Genomic DNA, 17,606 nt, shown 5'->3' with positions numbered 1-17,606 from the left:
TCTATGAACGCACAAACATTGATGATTCAGGGAACCACTTCGGATGCTGGCAAAAGCATGCTGGTCACCGCTTTGTGCCGCTGGCTGTCGCGCCAGGGTATCCGCGTGGCACCTTTCAAGCCGCAGAATATGGCGCTGAATAGTGTAGTCAGCAGTAATGGTGGGGAAATTGGCCGCGCGCAGGCGGTACAGGCATGGGCCGCCGGTTTGGCACCGCATACCGATATGAATCCGGTCTTATTGAAACCTAACACGGATAAAAATGCACAAATTATCATTCACGGCCATGCGATGGCCAATATGGATGCTTGCGGTTTTCACAACTACAAAACGATTGCACTGAACGCTGTGCTCGAATCCCATGCGCGCTTGGCTGCACAGTACGAGAGGATCATCGTGGAAGGAGCCGGTTCTCCAGCAGAAATTAATCTGCGCACCAATGATATTGCCAATATGGGGTTCGCCGAAGCGGTCGACTGCCCGGTAATTCTCATTGCGGATATTGACCGAGGCGGTGTGTTTGCGCATCTGGTTGGCACGCTCGCACTACTGAGTGAGAGTGAGCAGGCGCGCATCAAAGGGTTTGTTATTAACCGCTTTCGCGGAGATATGGCCTTATTGCAGCCCGGGCTGGATTGGCTGGAACAATATACCGGTAAGCCGGTATTGGGGGTGTTGCCTTATTTTCAAGGGTTACATCTTGAAGCTGAAGATGCGTTGCCGCAAACAGCTGGCTTGATTGCACCGACTCAGCATGAATATCTGCGAATCATCGTGCCGGCACTGCCACGTATCAGCAACCATACCGATTTTGATCCACTGCGCTTGCATCCGCAGGTCAAGTTGCAATTTATCGGCCCAGGCGAAACGATTCCACCGGCAGATTTGATTATTCTGCCTGGCTCCAAAAGCGTACGTGCTGATCTGGAATGGTTGCGCCAACAAGGTTGGGAACATGTTATCCGGCGACATTTGCGCTATGGCGGCAAGCTGATCGGTATCTGCGGCGGTTTTCAGATGCTGGGAGAAAGGATCCATGATCCCGACGGACTGGAAGGGGAGGCTGGCAGTACACAGGGGATGGCTTTTTTTGAGATGAGTACCACATTACAACCTGACAAGTTATTGCGCAATGTGCAAGGCACACTGGTCTATCAAAGCGCAACTGTGATCGGTTATGAAATCCATTGCGGCGTAACTACCTTCCAGAAAAGCTATCCACCGGCAATCTATTTGGCAGAGAATACAGATGGCGCCATGAGTGAAGATGGGTTGATTATGGGCAGTTATCTGCATGGCCTGTTTGAATCTGCTGAGGCATGCGCGGCGTTATTGAACTGGGCTGGCCTGAAAGATAACCATCAATCATCCAATTATCATGCCATATGTGAGGCAGTCTTTAACCGGCTGGCGGATAGCATTGAACAGTGCCTGGATACCAAGCAGCTTTATCAATTACTCAATTTGCAAGGCTCATCCGCATGACTAACAGCAAAACATTAATTCTAGGTGGTGTACGCTCTGGTAAGAGTCGGCTGGCAGAACGTCTGGCAATCCAGAGCCATTTGCCAGTAATCTATATCGCGACGGCTACTATTGAAGATGCTGAAATGCAGGCACGCATTGAATTGCATCGGGCCAATCGTCCTGCTCACTGGCAAGTGATGGAAGAACCCTTGCAACTGGCGGCAGTACTCAGTCAACAGGCAGCAGAAAATCACTGCCTGCTGGTCGACTGCCTGACGCTGTGGCTGACCAATCTGCTGCTGCATCAGGATAGCACTGTGTTTGAGCGTGAATATGCAGCATTTCTCTCTGTTCTGCCAACTCTACCTGGACGTATTATTCTGGTCAGTAACGAAACCAACATGGGAGTGATCCCCATGGGTGAATTAAGCCGCCGCTACTGCGATGAAGCAGGTAAACTGCATCAACTGATTGCCCGGCAATGCGAACAGGTGATTCTGACAGTGGCCGGTCTGCCGCATTATCTTAAGGGAAGCTCGTGAAAAAAAATATTCCCCTCGATTGGCTCAAGATAGCACCAGCGATGCCGAATGAACAAATTCGTCAGGCAGCGCTACAGCATCAGATGCAGCTGACTAAACCACCGGGTGCGCTTGGCCGTCTGGAAGAGATCGCAGTCCAGCTCGCTGCGTTGCAACATACCTTACATCCCTGCGTCGACCAGGTGCAGATTACGATTTTTGCGGCTGACCATGGCGTTGCTACTGAGAATATTTCTGCTTTTCCGCAATCCGTTACCACTGAGATGATCAAAAACTTTGCTGCAGGTGGTGCGGCGATTAATGTGCTGGCACGCACTCTTGGTGCGCAGCTGGAAATCATCAATCTTGGTACCCTGCATTCAACTGATACGCTGAGCAATATCAAGCACTATCACCTCGGAGCCGGTACCGCCAATTTTGTGCACACAGCTGCGATGAGTGAGGATCAGCTGGCTGCAGCCCTCAATACAGGCCGTGCCAGCGTTGAACAAGCACAGGCTAACAATCGACAGTTATTGATAGCAGGGGAGATGGGCATCGGCAATACTACCAGTGCGACTGCGCTTGCCTGCCTGTTGCTGAATGCACCTCCTGCCCAACTGGCCGGAGCAGGTAGCGGGCTGGACAGCAAAGGAATTAGTCATAAAATTAATGTAATAGAACGGGCATTAACATTGCATCGTTGCCATACGCATTCACCTTTGGAAGCATTACGCCGTGTCGGAGGATTCGAGATCGCTGCCCTAACGGGTGCCTATATCCGTGGTGCTCAACTTGGTCTGCCACTGCTGATAGATGGGTTTATCAGCACCGTAGCAGCGCTTACTGCCGAGCGGATTTGCCTGGGGAGTAGAAATTGGTTTATTTATGCACATCAGTCCGCCGAATCCGGCCATGCTCATGTGCTCAAAGCACTCCAAGCTACCCCTTTGTTTGATTTGGCTATGCGTTTGGGAGAAGGTAGTGGTGCGGCCGTGGCGGTCAATCTGCTGCGCATGGCCTGTCGCTTGCACAATGAAATGGCGACGTTTTCTGCGGCTCACGTTTCGACCAAAACACAATAATAAAATAATCGCATGACTTCTATGGCGTTTATTGATCTGCTCAGGCATGGTGACACTGGCCATGGTGGACGGTTTTGTGGCAGTACTGATCATGCTTTGACCGAAGCAGGTTGGCAGCAGATGTGGATGCGTGTTGAGCAAACTCCGAGGCATTGGAAACATATCATTACCTCTCCCCTGAAGCGCTGTGCGCATTTTGCTCAGGCGCTGTCAGAACGCTACGCTATTCCACTCACACAGGACGCACGTCTGCAAGAAATCCATTTCGGCGAATGGGAAGGACGTACCGCAGCTGAGCTGATGCAGATTGATGCTGAAGCACTTGTCCGCTTCTGGCAGAATCCATTAGATAATCCGCCTCCGCAGGCAGAACATTTACTGGATTTCAAAGCGCGCGTGCTAACAGCATGGCATGACATTCACACCCGGTTTGCTAATCAGAATATCCTGCTGATTACTCACAGTGGAGTCATGCGTATTCTGCTGTGTCATCTCCGCCAGCAATCGCTGCAGCAACTGCTGAATTTTGACGTGCCCTATGCAGCCATGCGAACTGTTGAGACGGAATGGCATGAAAATAGCTACCGGCTCACACTCAAGAGCGATAAGCCAGAGTGATCAAACCCTTTCTGGTCGCATTACAATTTCTTACCCGCTTGCCGGTACCGCTGTTCTCACTACCCAGTGAGAAAACTGTAGGCTATTCCTTGCTATTTTATCCACTGGTTGGCTTGATGATCGGTACATTGCTGATCACATTGGGCTGGCTGTTGCGTGACGCGCCACCACTAGTGGTGGCTGCTTTGCTGCTTACTGGCTGGATTGCGCTCACCGGGGGATTGCATCTGGATGGTGTGGCTGACAGTGCCGATGCCTGGGTGGGTGGCATGGGAGATACAGAAAAAACCTTGGCCATCATGAAAGACCCCAACTGTGGTCCAATGGGAGTAATAGCCATCCTATTAGTGCTGCTGCTCAAATTTGTTACACTGCATAGTTTGTTTATTATGCAGAATTGGATGGTCCTTTTATATGCGACTATCTTGGCCAGAACACTGATTCCACTTTTGTTTTTAACCACACCGTATGTACGTCGTCATGGGCTGGGTACATCCCTCTCCACTCATCTACCTCGTAAATTGAGTATTTTTGTCATTACTGTTAGCCCCCTTCTTCTGTTTCTAATGACAGGTCTTGATTATTTCTGGCTAATCCTTACGACAATTCTGACATTTTTAGTCGTGCGCTTTATGATGATACAGCGCATCCATGGCACGACAGGGGATACCGCCGGGGCATTGATTGAGATAACTGAAACCAATGTGCTATTGACAGCTGCTTTGTTGGTACCGATTAATGCTTGATTCCATCAATAGCATTTAAAACATGCATATAACAAATTGGAGAAGGGAAGGAAGAAAGTCATTCTATTTCCAAATCAAAAATGACGCGAAGGTGAGCCGCTGACAGTATCAATAATACGGCAAGGTGAAGTCGACAAAGTCAGTTTTGATTTAGAAATGGAATAAACAATCGCTGGTGCCGATGGAGGCAACCCAGCGATTGTTTATTTATTCAATACAACTAGAATACTTTAAAGAAGCTCTCTAAACAGCCTAGTTAAAATTAAAAGTCCATTCCTGTGTCCAGTCATCATTGGCATCTTTGAATGCACCTACATAATCAACAGTATCAAAGAATGGATCATTTACTGCTGCACCGCCCAATGTCAGAGGGGAGCCTGTTGCGGGTAAATAGCCATTCAGGAGCGGATCTTCAGTTTTGTTTCCAGCTTGGGAATTAAACCAGTCTGCGACAGAGAACGTCGCATCTACACCATCTTTAAAGTTAGTAGCGCAATTTACAAAAGAATTAACCATCGTTAATTCACCACTTAGATTGCCTGGAGTTCCTGCATTTTGAAAAGTGGCTCCCCCATCGATGGTTATGCACACAGGAAAGCCCGTCACAACAGTATTCCATATATTCGCACCCGTGCCTCGGCGTAATAGAAAGCCTTCAGTGGCAACAGGGGCGCCAAGCATGGTTATATTCGAAAGAATTGGTTTTGCGCGGGGTAAGCTATCATTATTGACTTCGTTGTTATCTGCTTCGACACCACGGTCGCCATCATTAGCAGATTGTTTTATCAGTACGAATTGCGCGCGTCCTCTCCATCCGCTTCCCCAATCCAGGCTGTCATCTTCAATTTCAGTCAGTACCAGATGCTTCATCTGTGCTGTACCGCCAAACATTTCAACACCGTCATCCAAACCTTTATGGACTTGAACAAAATCAATTACTGTACCTGAACCGACACCATTGAGTGTTAATCCATTCAATTCTTCATTTGGGCGCACGGCAAAGCCGGCAAAAAGAATTTGTGTATACTTGATTACACCACTGTTATCTTCAGGATTATTGCCGCCAAAAAATTCTGAAGTAATAGCTTCAAAAGGAATTTCGCAAGGATTAACACCTTCATTACAACCGTTCACTGGGGCATTCCCGGCAAGTACCAAACCGCCCCATTCGCCTCCACTCTGCTGTAACGGACCGCTTATGACAATAGGATTATCCGGTGTTCCTTCAGCCATGATTTTTGAACCGCGTCTGATCCACAAGAAATCAGCTCCCTGTTGACCAAAAATTTTTGTGCCTGGATTAATGGTTAATGTAGCGCTGTCAGTATTATTGCCACCGATAAAAACGCCGCCTGATAAAATCCACTGAGTATTTTTAGTCAAGGTGATATCTTGCTTGATTTCACCACTTAAAACACAGGATCCCTGGTTAGGTCCAGGTGTGGAAAAAGAAGGACAGCCTTGAAAATTATTGCTCACCAATTGTGCGACGGTAAAACGTAAAGGTTCTGATCCAGGTACTAACTGCAGCTTAGCATAAAACTCTTCCGCACCCACGACGACAGATGGTACATGTACAGCCGCTGTTGCAGAATCAAATACAACACGCTGTTGTCCCTTTGCAGGTGATATAACGTCAGCAGCTATCAGTTGTAGCTCATTATCAGTGACTTGCAGTTTCGCGCTATAAAAAGAGGATGTTGCGCCATCTAAAACTTCCACTACAGGAAAGTCAACCACACCCGTCGCAGGATCAAAGCTAGCTGTTGCCGCATGACTATTTGATGCAACCATACCTAACAGAAATGCTGCGGCTATTGCCAATTCTGCCCGCTTATTCTCAAACCTTACCATTTATTATCTCCAAAAATAAAATTGTGGCGACCTAAAAACGACCATCCTCGCCGCAAGTAGCAGGGGATTACGCCGTTTTTTTCCCCTCGGAGCAGCCGCCTTTCCGTTTCTAACGCCCGAGGGGACAGGGAAGTGAACCCGAAGGATTAAACATTTTGCTTTAACAAATTTAGCAAGTTAATATGACAACATTGTTACTTTGCTATGACATAAAGGGTGTTTCATGCAAATAAATTAATTCATTTGTTCCTTACCTGCATAATTTGGAGCGTTAGCTTTTCAGTAAAGAGTAAAAAGTAAAATTTTTTACAAATAATTGAACTAATAAGGAAATTTCATATAACGGTGATTTCTGCAATCCAATTAACATGGAAATCAACCATAATGAAGAAGGGGAAGGTGTCATACAAATAGTCAACTGTCAGGAATACTGATAGCAAGCATTTGAATATAACCCTTCAATCTAACAACCGCAGTTGACTGCTTGATTGGAGAATCTAATCTACAACAAATCGTGGTATTTCAGTAATTTTCTCATTCACCCGACCCACCCCATCCAGTTACAGTTGTCAGGTTAAATAAACATGACACCCAGGTGGCATAGCCTGAGCATCAGAGGAAGCGATATATTAATTTTGTAACTTCTAAGCTTGTGCTGAAAAGAATCAATAGCTGGATTTTGTTTTAGATTAAAAATTAATACGCACCCCTACATTAAACTGACGCCCCCGACGGAACTGACGTGAGATCTCATCGCCCTGCAGGACCAGCACATCGTCATCCAGCAGATTTTGTGCAGTCATACGCATGGAAAGCCATTTGTTGACAGCCTGATTGAAAACAAAATCCAGCTGATGAAAAGGCTGTTCATATTTATCCGGCGCACCCAGTAATCCGGCAGCGACAATTCGTTCGCTAGCAATGTTATATAGCAAGGTTGCCTGTGTTTTCCAGCCGGGATTTTCATAACCGATCTGGAAATTAAAGATATGCTTTGAATGGCCTTGTAACGGCCGGTTATTGGTCGTTTGTGCTTGCAGGTTCTCTGCATTCAATTTAATCGTGGAATCGGACCAGGTATAATTTGCGCCTGCATAAAAATTATTAAGCAAGGGATGCAGAAAACCCAACTGTTTTAATAATTCCAGCTCAAACCCGAAAACCGTAGCCTTGTCAGCATTCTGAAATGTCTGCAGACCTGCTGTTCCGGCCAAAGACACCAGCTCAATGGGGTTGGTTAAATCTTTCCAGAAAAAACTAGCCATCAAATTTTCACTGGGTGACAAATAATATTCCCAACGTACATCATAATTAGTCACATCCGTCTGCTGTAAATTAGGGTTGCCGATTGTTTCGGTGTTAGTGTTGAGATCGGTAAAGGGCGCGGGTGATAATTCTCTGAAATCCGGTCTTGAAATCGTTTGACTAAAACCAGCTCGCAATTGCTGCTTGTCGGTGATAAACCAAGTGGTTGTTACTGAAGGTAGCGCATCCACCCGTTTTAATCTGCTGGTCACAGATTGATTGGTATTGGCAACATTCTGGAATGTTTCAACAAATTGGTTATTATCTTCCCAGCGTACGCCACCCGTTAAGTTGAATCTTTCATACATAGTCAGATCCAGCTTGCCATAATATGAAAAGAGTTTCTGGGTAGCGTTGTAGCTGTCTGTTGGACGCGTCGTGTCTCTTAGTTGGAAACCATTTGGGCCGATAAAGCGAGGCTGCAAAATGGATTCCAGTGAAGATTGTCCCAGAACTGCGGGACTTCTTCCATCCGGCCCCACAGGGAAAAAAGTAAAACGCTGAATACTTGAATCTCTGGATTTATCCTGATGAATAAAACCGCTATTCAGATTTACTTTATAGTTTGGGGAAAATTCAAGGGGTAATTTCCCATCAGCACGCCAGCTTTGGTCCTTGTCTGTCAAGTCAGAGAACATGGTCTGATTACTATCCGCTCTGCGGGAAAAAGCAAAACTGCCATCTGGAAGTTGATCATAGCGGTAATCCCGCGTGTTCGGCTCATCTCTTTTGGCGGTTGCATTGGTATATAACCAGTTAAGGGAAAGATCTTTCAACCAATCCAAATGATGTTCGCCGCCCACCTGTTGCATCAACAGTTGATTAGAAAAGAATTTAAGTTTCGTTCTGCGCACATCGGTCGTTTCCGCATCAGTAAAGCCTTGGTCTATTCTTGCTTCATCAACTGATTGACGCAAAAACATCGTTCTGGAGAAAATTCGATGTTTGTCCTTGTATTCTATATCTGCTGCAAGATAGCCATTTAACTGCACTTCTTCTAACGTTCGCCTTACGTCAAAATCCCGAGCTAGCCGTAAACTGCCATCACTGGCATTAGCTCTTGGCGTGAATTCCCGATTGATTTCATGCAGATTCCTGAACTGCTGACTCCAGCCTCCCGCTGCTATATAACCCACCCTGAAATTACCCAGATTAAATACATCACCCATGGCAGTTTGTAATTCTCTATCTGGCCCTTTGTTTTTTTCTGATACATCCCAAACATCAGATAGATCCTCTCCAAAGGTTTCAACTTGCTGAGAGGTAAATCCATTAGGATTAAAAGTGGTTTGTGGTTGGATAGTGCTGCCATCTTTGGTAGCCTCAGCAATCGAGTTTGGTAAACCACGGGCGCCGTCATCAAAACTTAGAAAATCGGTGTCACCTCCTCTATAAGAAAGGCCCTTGTCAAAAGTGGTCCTGTCATTAAAACCGGTTTGGGCACTTAAATTAAAGAAAAACTCATCCGGTATACCACGGGTACGCATTTCCAATGTACCGCCGGCAAACTCACCAGGTCGATCAGCGGAATAAGATTTTTGTACCTGAACACTTTCGAGAAAGTTGGTAGGGAAAAGGTCGAGTGGCACAACACGGCGCGTTGCATCCGGGCTCGGAATCGCCGCACCATTCACTAAGGTTGAGGAAAAACGCTCACCCAGACCACGAATAAAGATAAACTGACCCCCTACTAATGTTAGACCAGAAGCTCTTCTTAATGCGCTGGCCACATCAGAGTCCCCACTGCGGCTGAATTGCTCGGCGCCGAGGACGGTCGTTACCTGTGTTGAGGTTCTCTGTTCTTCAATGACCGAAGTCAATGTTCCCGCTAGAAACGGCTCCAAGACGACATATTCAGCCAACTCAACACCAGCCGGAGTCAGATTGAAGGATAATTTGGTTGTCTGATCCTTGGTGATTTTTATTTCATCCTGCGTTTGGCTGCTATAAGCTGGGTGCAGCAACGAAACGCTATAGCTACCGACCGGGATGCTCGCTTCCAACTGACCCTGCTCATCTGTTCTGAGCTGCTGCTTCAGGCCGCTCACGAAAATCTGCACATCCTTGATCGGTTTTTTTGTTTCCACAGAAAGAACTTTCACTATCATAACGCCATCACCTTCAACTGGCGGTTTCTCGTCTGGCGCTTCAGAACCTGCAATGGTACCGGCAACGGAGCTTTCAATGTTGAGTAACGGCTCCTTGCCATCGGAATAAAAAGTCACCAGAATTTGCACATTCTCAGCGGTATGTAAAGGCAAATCAAAGGCAAATGTCTGATCGCTTGTTTTGAGTTTGAAATGATACTTACCGGATGGCAATTTTGCTGCTATGCTGCCATTGGCATTTGTTTTAAGGAAAGGTTGGTCTTCAACACGCCAGGTAAGCAGGGAGGGCGTAGCTTCAATTAGTTGTGCATCCGTTCTTTCGTATGTCATGCTGCTGATCGTTAGTTCTGCATCAGCAATAGGCAGGCCATCCTGAAAGAGGTGAATCGAAAACTCTGCTTTTTCAGTCTCTCCCCATGCAAGAGAGTTAAAAAAAATTGCAGTGCACAAAATGACCAGATAAAGAAAAGATTTTTTCATCTTATTTTTGTAGTCTTTATTTTTGAAAAAATATTTGCGATGAAAATCTGTCTGCTTAACACAGCATCCAAAAAGCATGATTAATCGAGGTAAACATTAGGTGTAAAAAGCCCTCTCTTCACCGGCAATGAAATTGCACCAGAAGATTATTTATTAATGAAAAAGGGAGGAAGCTGTTACCTGGAAGGTATCAAGGCGGCATAAGGGGGAATGCCATCAAATACGCATTGCAATCGTAATGAACGCAAGCTCTATAGTCAGCAGAACAAGTAATGAGGTAGCCATGACATGGTCTGATTTCTGTCATTGCAAGAATTAAGTGCATTGCCATGGTTCGGTTTTGCAGATTTCCATCAATCGACGAAGCTCAGTGCCTTTTCTGAAAAGCTCGGCATCTTTTAAATGGTCCAAATGCTTATTAGCTTCTGGAAAGCGCTTACTTGAGAATAAGGCATACGCAAGCGCGTAGCGTACTTCTTGATCATCCAATACTCCGGACCGATATAAGCTTGATTCCATATTGGCAGCACGTTCGAATTGCTTTAATGCAAGCAGAATGGATAGTCGTTGTTTAAGTTTTACTTTCTGATCACTGATGCTTTCATTCAGCGTCAATGCCTTATGAAAACGACCTGCACGCCGATAAATCTCTCCTGCTTCAGCTTGTAGGCCTGGATTCAATAAAGCGGCTTGCTCAAGGATGAATGCCGCCGAATTGAGTTTTCCCTGATCCAGGTAGGTGTACGCCAGCAGTTTTGCAACCATTTCATTCTCAGGGAATCGCAGACGAGCAATTTCCAGGATATCTAGCGCCTCCTGATATTGCTTGCTTAACCGCAATGCATTACCAATAGCGATATAGTCCTCCGCAGCCGCCTTTGATTGCTTGAGGTATTGCCTGCCCAATTGGGTAGCTTCATGATATAAACCGAGCTCAACAAAATAAAAAACCTTACGTCTAAGAAAACTGAAATCTGTTGGATAGAGTCTCTGACCCTCATCCAGTGCATTGATAGCGGCAGCTGTTTCTTTCAGATGCCAGTAAGCTTGTGCCTTTAGAGTGATTAAGGTCGCTTTGCTGGCGTGTTCACCCGCCTTCTTAATGGACTGGATCGTATCTCGATACGCTTTGAGCGCATAATGAACTTGCGCCAGATAGACAAAAATAACGACATCGTTCTGTCCATTTTTAACCGCTAGCTGCAAACTGTCTTTGGCTGCTGCAAAATCATTCAGATTCATATAGGCTAAGCCTTGTAGCGTATAAAACCTCGCCAGATCGGTTTTTTTATCTTTCAGATCCACACTCTGCAAGGCTAACAAGGCGCGATCACTATGACCATCTTTTAGCATGACAGCCGCAAGATCAAGGAAATCTGTCGGCTGGGTTTTATCTTTATTCTCGGCTGCCCACACAGCGTTGCTGTAATTGCTCAGGATAAAAATAAACATTAAATAATGAGCTAATCTGATTATTTGTATTTTCATTTTATTCATTACGATCTAGCTGGAGAATCAGGATAAATCGAAACGAATTTTTTGTTTTGCCCACACTTTTACAACTTCGCCCTTATACTTTGCAGGTTCAAACTGCCAGGACCGAATGCCCTGCAGGGCAGAAGCATCAAAAATCCCTGACGGATTTGATTCCAGCACTTGTACTTGATTGACTGAGCCATCAGTCTCAACGAGTACTGACAAGACAACATAACCTTTGATACCGTTCTTTTTTGCTGTAGGCGGGTATTTAAATGCTCCTCTGGCTATCGGCTTAGGCGGAACATCAACCAGATCAGCGGTCATTACGGTATGAGCTGTTTTACCAATTAAAGAATCGTCCAGATCACTGGTCTTTCCATCACCCAAACCGAGCAATCCGAGATCAATGCCAGATAGCGCCGTATCGAGACCTTTAAAAGGGGTAGGGGCTTGAGGTCGGGCCACTTGTTTTTTGGGTTCTATTTTTTTGATTTCTTTTTTTGGTTCTTGTTTGATTTCTTTGGTCATACTGATCTCAGTTACTTCTTGGGGTGGTGCTTTCTCTATTTTTCCCATATAGTGATTCATCACCAATATCAGACCGAAAACCAAAATCAATCCCAATAACATGGATATAGCGCCAGCCAAGTGCCGATTAAATTTATTCGTTTCCATATTGGTATCACCCCGCTTCTTTTTTAGTTGCCACACCTACGCTTTCAGCTCCTGCCAGTCGGGCCTGGTCTACTACTTCAACCAGCTTTCCAGCAGGAACACCTTCATCGGTTACAACTAGAATTACTTTGCTGGAAGAGGTACTCAATAAATCGCGTAACTTGCTTTGTATCAACCACAAACGCACCAATTCACCATCGAGATAGGTATCCCCATTCCGATCAATAAACAAACGAATGGCCTTGCTCGAAGCAGTGACTGAGCTACTTGCCTTAGGCCGCTCAAGCTCCAGCTTCATATCTTTCACAAAGGTTGTCGTTACCATGAAGAAAATCAATAAAATAAATACGATGTCGATCAATGGAGCCATGTCGATGGTGGCTTCAGCTTCACTGGATTCATTGCTTCTCATAATTTATGGCTCATTAGGTTATGGATAGTAATTTTTGATGACACAACAAATCTTTGACTTGAGTGAGATCCTGCTCTATTTGGCGTTGCCTTCTATTCAAGAGGCTATTCATTAATAAACCTGGAATCGCAACGGTTAACCCCATTTGAGTGGTAAATAAGGCTTGTGCAATACCACCAGCAATACCGCCGGTTTGGGAGAACAATGTCATGGTTGCCAGAGAATCAAATGTTTCAATCATGCCAATCACGGTTCCCAATAAACCCAGCAGAGGAGAGATAAGAACAACCACACGAATCAGAGTAGAAAATTTTCCAATTTCTCTTTCATACTCATAGAAAGTCGCATCCAGGTGACGGCGAAGATTTCTAACATTTTTTTTCTTCAATTCAATGCCTTGTTGCATCGCCTGTGCCACAATACTTTTAGCAGGTTTATCAGTGTGCTCCTGGTAATAACGAAACATATCTCGCACACTCATTGATTTAGGCTCTTTCATAATCCAGAATCGGTAACCCACCCCGTACCAGAGTAATAAGATACAAAGCACCAGTGGGGGCATGACGATTCCGCCAGCAACAAATAATTCCTTAATTAGCAGAATGTATTCAGAGACATTCATCGGGATATTGCTTTTTTGGTGTAAATTTCTTTAAGCTGGTTAATTAGCCGGTCAATTGTTCAGCACTAAAGGATCATTGCTGATATGCTGAGTTTTTGCATCACTCACCTCGATCGAATTCGATCTACCGAGGAAAATATTAGTAATTCTAAGCGCCGAATGCTCCATATCACGTTTAATATTCCTCGCCCAAGCTGACAATACAGAGCCAAGCAATAATGCTGGAATGGCAACAATGAGACCCAACTCTGTCGTTACCAATGCAATCGCTATCCCTTCGGATAATAATTTTGGATCACCGGTGCCAAACTCGGTAATCATGTCAAAAGTCTCAATCATGCCGGTTACTGTTCCCAGCAAACCCAGCAATGGTGCTACTGAAGCAATGACCAGAATAGCCGAGCCAAAGCGATCCAGTGGTCCGGATTCTTGCAGAATTGCTTCATATACAATACTTTCCATGTGATCCCTGTCATCTTTCAAATGATGCAATGTATATGACAAAACCCGGCTGATAGCTGATGAATTATCCTCGCAGCTTTTTCTAGCGACCTCCAAATCCCCCTCGTCAAGCTGATGAATAATCTGATCAGAAAGTTTCTGAGTGTTAGCACTGTTGGATTGAAGCAAATAAGCACGAATCAGAATAAGAAACCCGGCAATGGCACCAAGAGCCACAATAACCCAACCAATGGGGCCACCTGAATCGATGATGCTCGCCACCGACTTTTCAGTGGATTCTTCAATTGCATTAGTGCGTGATTCAAATAAAAAAAGCTGTAATAAATCAGGTTGCTGGTTTTTGCTCAAAGCGACCGCACTTTCCGCACCAGAACCCTTCCATACTTTGAAATCTCCGCCACCAGCAGGCACTAAACTGCCATTTCCTTGTTCACTGGTACCATATGCTGCGATATTACCTAATTGAATAAGCGTTCCATGAGCTTGTTTGCCATTTTCCAGGAAAAAGCTTCCAGTCTTTGTCTGGATCGCACTCAACCCCTGAATTAATGACAATGCTTGTTTAAACAGATAATTTACTTTGGCAGGATCGTTATCTTGCGCATCTTTAATGGATGAGGGTACCTCAATACCATGATTCTTAAGGGTTGCTTCTGCCTGGGCGTAGGTTATCTCTAAAGTATCGCTGCGTTCAGTAACAGCGGCTTCTTTGCGTTCTGCTTCTGACAATTGCGTGTTGAGCTGATCAATTTTAGTTGAGCGCTCAACAGAGCTGCGTTCAAGTGCGCTGATTTTATGAGAGAGATTCTTTTCTTCGCGGGCTGCGTTGGCTTGATAGTTTTTCAGACGTTCAGTTAATTCCCGTTTTTGGGCCTCCAGGAAAGCATACTCACGTTTATACGCAGTCTCTAAATTAATTATTTCTTGTTTTGCTACGCTCTTTTTTTGCTGTTTACCCGGATCTGAAGGACTATCCTGCTTAACTGCAGGTTCAGAAACAATGGTGGTTTGCGAAGTAGCTGTATTTTTATCTTCGGCAGCACAGACAGAACTTCCCTGTACAATCAGCAGTAACAACAAAAATAGGATTTTCTTCATTTTATGAGAGGATTAGGTAATTCAAAATAACCTTGGCGGATTTGTTTTTTCAATGAGTCAAATAACTTGGTGATGCGCTCAATGTGGTCATTGTCATCAACTGTTTCGAATTTCCAGCCATTATCGGTATCTCTTTTAGCCATCCCAACCCGGTTATCTCTGGTTTGAAAAAAAAGGAAAACCGTGCCCAGTTTTGCAATATCCACCAGCATTTTTTCTCCACTCAACGAAATGGTTTGCTGATAGATCCCATTTTCCTTACTCAGACGAATTTCATCTTCTATTAAGGACCATGCCTGATTAATGGCTTTATTAGGATCAATTGTTTGATTAACCACGTTATTCTCTAGATTTTCAATTGCCTTGATACGATCTTCCGTTTTAAACGGGAAACCTATCTGAATGTACTGTTTATAATCTTTTAGTATTGCTAATAAGACAGGCTTCAGATTCTCGCCTGATTGCTCAGCTTTCTTAGCATCAGCCGTCATTTTTTCTATAGAATGCTGCAATTTCTCAATACTCATTTTCTGCCTTCTCTCTTCCACACTTAAATCTGCCAATTGCGAATTGAGTGCAGACATTCTGCTGCCATGTTTTTCCTTTTCAGTATCCAGTTGTGTTTGTAATGTCTCAACTTCGCCTCGAATCTTGGCCAGTGCCTTTGCCAGATTTTCCAGACTACTTCCCATCGCTGTCGGTGCAGGAGTTAAAAATATCAATCCAATGAATAAAATTGTTTTCTTTAGAAAATATTTCAGCATAAGTCCCAATGCATAAAATGAATTAAGTGGGTAAGACGGATAGCATGCAATCTGAATTTGCAATCCGTTATTAGCAATTGCCGCATGCTACTAGTTGAATATTTCATTATCGTTACGATCAGATGACATTAAGCATTAAACACTCGTCATCTGTAAAATAACTTATTTATATACAATAAGTTAAATAAATGTGGAAATGATCAGGATTCATGAGCGCCCAGGCCAATGCGCTTGATTTTTCTTGATAAGATAAGTGGATAAGGTGAGACGGAATGTAGCGGAAGAAAAATGATTAGAACGTCACAAAACTTTTATATTAAATCTATAAGATAAGAATCCACATAATTCAATCAAATGGAGTGGATCAATGATTAATCAAGAAATAATCAAAAGAAAAAATATAGTCCTGTTAACTGATAGTGATTGGCATCTGCGCATCATTCAATTTATAGTTGGTATCCTGATGTTAGCGCTCTATTTGTGGATAGGCGTAGGCATACTCAATTTAATGTCAAACTTGCCTCATATTTTCAAGAATGGATGGGCAAACGTTGTCGAGCATATCATTATTGATGTCGTGTTGGTCCTCGCAGTGCTTGAACTGATTCGCATATTACAATCTTATCTGGCAGTAGGGCGTGTAAAGGTAACCTTCATCCTCGATGTTGCATTAGTGGTGCTGATCGGAGAGTTAATCGGCCTCTGGTATAAAGCATACACATTGATAGAAGTTGGATTACATATTGCTGTGATTGCGGTACTGACATTGCTGCGTATTGTTTCTATTCGTTTCTCACCCGATGCTATTGATTGATTCAACAAACCTTTAGGCGCAACAGGAACGAAGTCAGCTAGAGAGAACTAGCAGGTCATAATCTAAGATGAGTATCTTCTATTTATTTGCTTTGCTTATTTTTGATAATAAATCAAATAATTAATCAGCTATACAAATGAAAGGTTGTTTTCATGTTATTGTCACGAATTTGTAAAATTTTATTTATATTATCTCAACATCCTTTAACTATATATACTAAGAATGAGATAATGTATGACAATAACAATTCTAATAGTTGAAGATGAACCTATTCTCCAGGAAACGATTTCGCTCAATTTAAAAAGAGCAGGTCTGATTGCTTTATGTGCTGATAATGCAGAGCAAGCTAAAAGAATAATCATCAATGTCTTACCCGATCTTGTGATAATTGGTGGGGTACTGCCTAATATGGACAGGGTAGAATTTGCACGCAGTTTGAAGATTGAAGAACGTACCAAATCCATTCCAATTATTATATTAACTGCTCGAGATCAGGAAAGTGAAATAATCGCTAATCTGGTGGTTGAGGTGGAAGATGTTATTATCAAACCCTTTTCACCTCATGAGCTGATTGCAAGAATCAAAGCTGTGTTACGTCGGCGTTTACCCGAGATGGCGGAGGAAATTATTCAGTTGGGGGGATTAAAACTTGATCCAGCTACACATAGAGTACATGCGTACATCAAGGATAAGCAGTTAGAACCAGCTGAAATTACATTAGGGCCCACTGAATTTCGCCTCTTGCATTTTTTGATGGCAAACAAAGAGCGGGTACATACACGTGCCCAACTGCAAGATCGATTATGGGGTGATCATGTTTTTATCGAAGAACGTACCATCGACGTGTATATTCGCAGGCTGAGAACCACTCTTAAAGTAGTAGGTAAAGAAAATCTGGTACAGACAGTCAGGGGAATTGGTTATCGATTTTCTGTTGAGTAAACCAACGATGTTTCAGCTCAAACCAAAATTGTCCAAACCGTAACCTATCATTAAACCCGCAGCCAATAAAACCAAATTATTCATAGACATCTTTCAGGAGGGAATGAAAGGTGTTTAGTTGCAGCTGTTCTTTTTGGAAATTTCATGAGTCTTA

The 17,606-nt window shown here is 44.0% G+C and carries 15 protein-coding genes; 7 read left to right on the top strand and 8 right to left on the bottom strand.

Going from position 1 to position 17,606, the window contains the following annotated elements:
• Window positions 1-3 precede the first annotated feature (3 nt).
• The 5 genes from AAW31_RS04080 to AAW31_RS04060 are packed head-to-tail and all read left to right on the top strand — an operon-like array spanning window position 4 to window position 4,437.
• On the top strand, window positions 4-1,485 hold the full coding sequence (locus tag AAW31_RS04080; protein ID WP_046849278.1) for a cobyric acid synthase: 1,482 nt from the start codon (window positions 4-6) through the stop codon (window positions 1,483-1,485).
• The gene (gene cobU / locus AAW31_RS04075) at window positions 1,482-2,009 is read left to right on the top strand and encodes a bifunctional adenosylcobinamide kinase/adenosylcobinamide-phosphate guanylyltransferase (RefSeq protein WP_046849277.1); all 528 of its coding nucleotides are present in this window, start codon (window positions 1,482-1,484) and stop codon (window positions 2,007-2,009) included. The genes AAW31_RS04080 and cobU overlap by 4 nt, the downstream gene beginning before the upstream one ends.
• Entirely contained in the window at window positions 2,006-3,073 is a 1,068-nt protein-coding gene (gene cobT, locus AAW31_RS04070; protein WP_235264492.1) for a nicotinate-nucleotide--dimethylbenzimidazole phosphoribosyltransferase, read from the top strand. The genes cobU and cobT overlap by 4 nt, the downstream gene beginning before the upstream one ends.
• Before the next feature lie 21 nt (window positions 3,074-3,094).
• Complete coding sequence (locus AAW31_RS04065) at window positions 3,095-3,691, top strand: histidine phosphatase family protein (protein ID WP_200899701.1); 597 nt, start codon at window positions 3,095-3,097, stop codon at window positions 3,689-3,691.
• A complete protein-coding gene (locus AAW31_RS04060; RefSeq protein WP_200899700.1) occupies window positions 3,688-4,437 on the top strand; it encodes an adenosylcobinamide-GDP ribazoletransferase in 750 nt (249 codons plus the stop codon). Before AAW31_RS04065 ends, AAW31_RS04060 begins: the two co-directional genes overlap by 4 nt.
• Before the next feature lie 252 nt (window positions 4,438-4,689).
• On the opposite strand, the gene AAW31_RS04055 is transcribed toward AAW31_RS04060, so the two are convergent.
• The 8 genes from AAW31_RS04055 to AAW31_RS04020 all read right to left on the bottom strand — a co-directional run bounded on the left by AAW31_RS04055 (window position 4,690) and on the right by AAW31_RS04020 (window position 15,696).
• Entirely contained in the window at window positions 4,690-6,261 is a 1,572-nt protein-coding gene (locus tag AAW31_RS04055) for a hypothetical protein (RefSeq protein ID WP_235264491.1), read from the bottom strand.
• A gap of 719 nt (window positions 6,262-6,980) precedes the next feature.
• The gene (locus AAW31_RS04050; RefSeq protein WP_046851489.1) at window positions 6,981-10,184 is read right to left on the bottom strand and encodes a TonB-dependent receptor domain-containing protein; all 3,204 of its coding nucleotides are present in this window, start codon (window positions 10,182-10,184) and stop codon (window positions 6,981-6,983) included.
• Between the two features lie 315 nt (window positions 10,185-10,499).
• Complete coding sequence (locus AAW31_RS04045) at window positions 10,500-11,672, bottom strand: tetratricopeptide repeat protein (protein ID WP_046849274.1); 1,173 nt, start codon at window positions 11,670-11,672, stop codon at window positions 10,500-10,502.
• Window positions 11,673-11,699: 27 nt separating this feature from the next.
• Window positions 11,700-12,374: an energy transducer TonB gene (locus AAW31_RS04040; RefSeq protein ID WP_235264490.1), complete on the bottom strand. Its 675-nt coding sequence runs from the start codon at window positions 12,372-12,374 to the stop codon at window positions 11,700-11,702.
• Window positions 12,346-12,750, bottom strand: a complete 405-nt coding sequence (locus AAW31_RS04035) for an ExbD/TolR family protein (protein WP_046849272.1) — start codon at window positions 12,748-12,750, stop codon at window positions 12,346-12,348. Before AAW31_RS04035 ends, AAW31_RS04040 begins: the two co-directional genes overlap by 29 nt.
• Before the next feature lie 13 nt (window positions 12,751-12,763).
• Window positions 12,764-13,372, bottom strand: coding sequence for a MotA/TolQ/ExbB proton channel family protein (locus AAW31_RS04030; protein WP_046849271.1), 609 nt, complete (start codon window positions 13,370-13,372; stop codon window positions 12,764-12,766).
• Window positions 13,373-13,423: 51 nt separating this feature from the next.
• Window positions 13,424-14,932: a MotA/TolQ/ExbB proton channel family protein gene (locus AAW31_RS04025; protein ID WP_046849270.1), complete on the bottom strand. Its 1,509-nt coding sequence runs from the start codon at window positions 14,930-14,932 to the stop codon at window positions 13,424-13,426.
• Window positions 14,929-15,696, bottom strand: a complete 768-nt coding sequence (locus AAW31_RS04020) for a DUF3450 domain-containing protein (protein ID WP_046849269.1) — start codon at window positions 15,694-15,696, stop codon at window positions 14,929-14,931. The genes AAW31_RS04025 and AAW31_RS04020 overlap by 4 nt, the downstream gene beginning before the upstream one ends.
• A gap of 367 nt (window positions 15,697-16,063) precedes the next feature.
• Here AAW31_RS04020 and AAW31_RS04015 point away from each other — a divergent pair, with 367 nt between their 5' ends.
• Both AAW31_RS04015 and AAW31_RS04010 read left to right on the top strand, forming a co-directional pair.
• Window positions 16,064-16,510, top strand: a complete 447-nt coding sequence (locus AAW31_RS04015; RefSeq protein ID WP_046849268.1) for a phosphate-starvation-inducible PsiE family protein — start codon at window positions 16,064-16,066, stop codon at window positions 16,508-16,510.
• Between the two features lie 234 nt (window positions 16,511-16,744).
• Window positions 16,745-17,452: a winged helix-turn-helix domain-containing protein gene (locus AAW31_RS04010; protein WP_046849267.1), complete on the top strand. Its 708-nt coding sequence runs from the start codon at window positions 16,745-16,747 to the stop codon at window positions 17,450-17,452.
• Window positions 17,453-17,606: the final 154 nt, after the last annotated feature.

Source organism: Nitrosomonas communis (assembly GCF_001007935.1).
Classification (GTDB): Bacteria; Pseudomonadota; Gammaproteobacteria; order Burkholderiales; family Nitrosomonadaceae; genus Nitrosomonas; species Nitrosomonas communis.
This window is presented reverse-complemented; position numbering and strand designations above follow the sequence as displayed.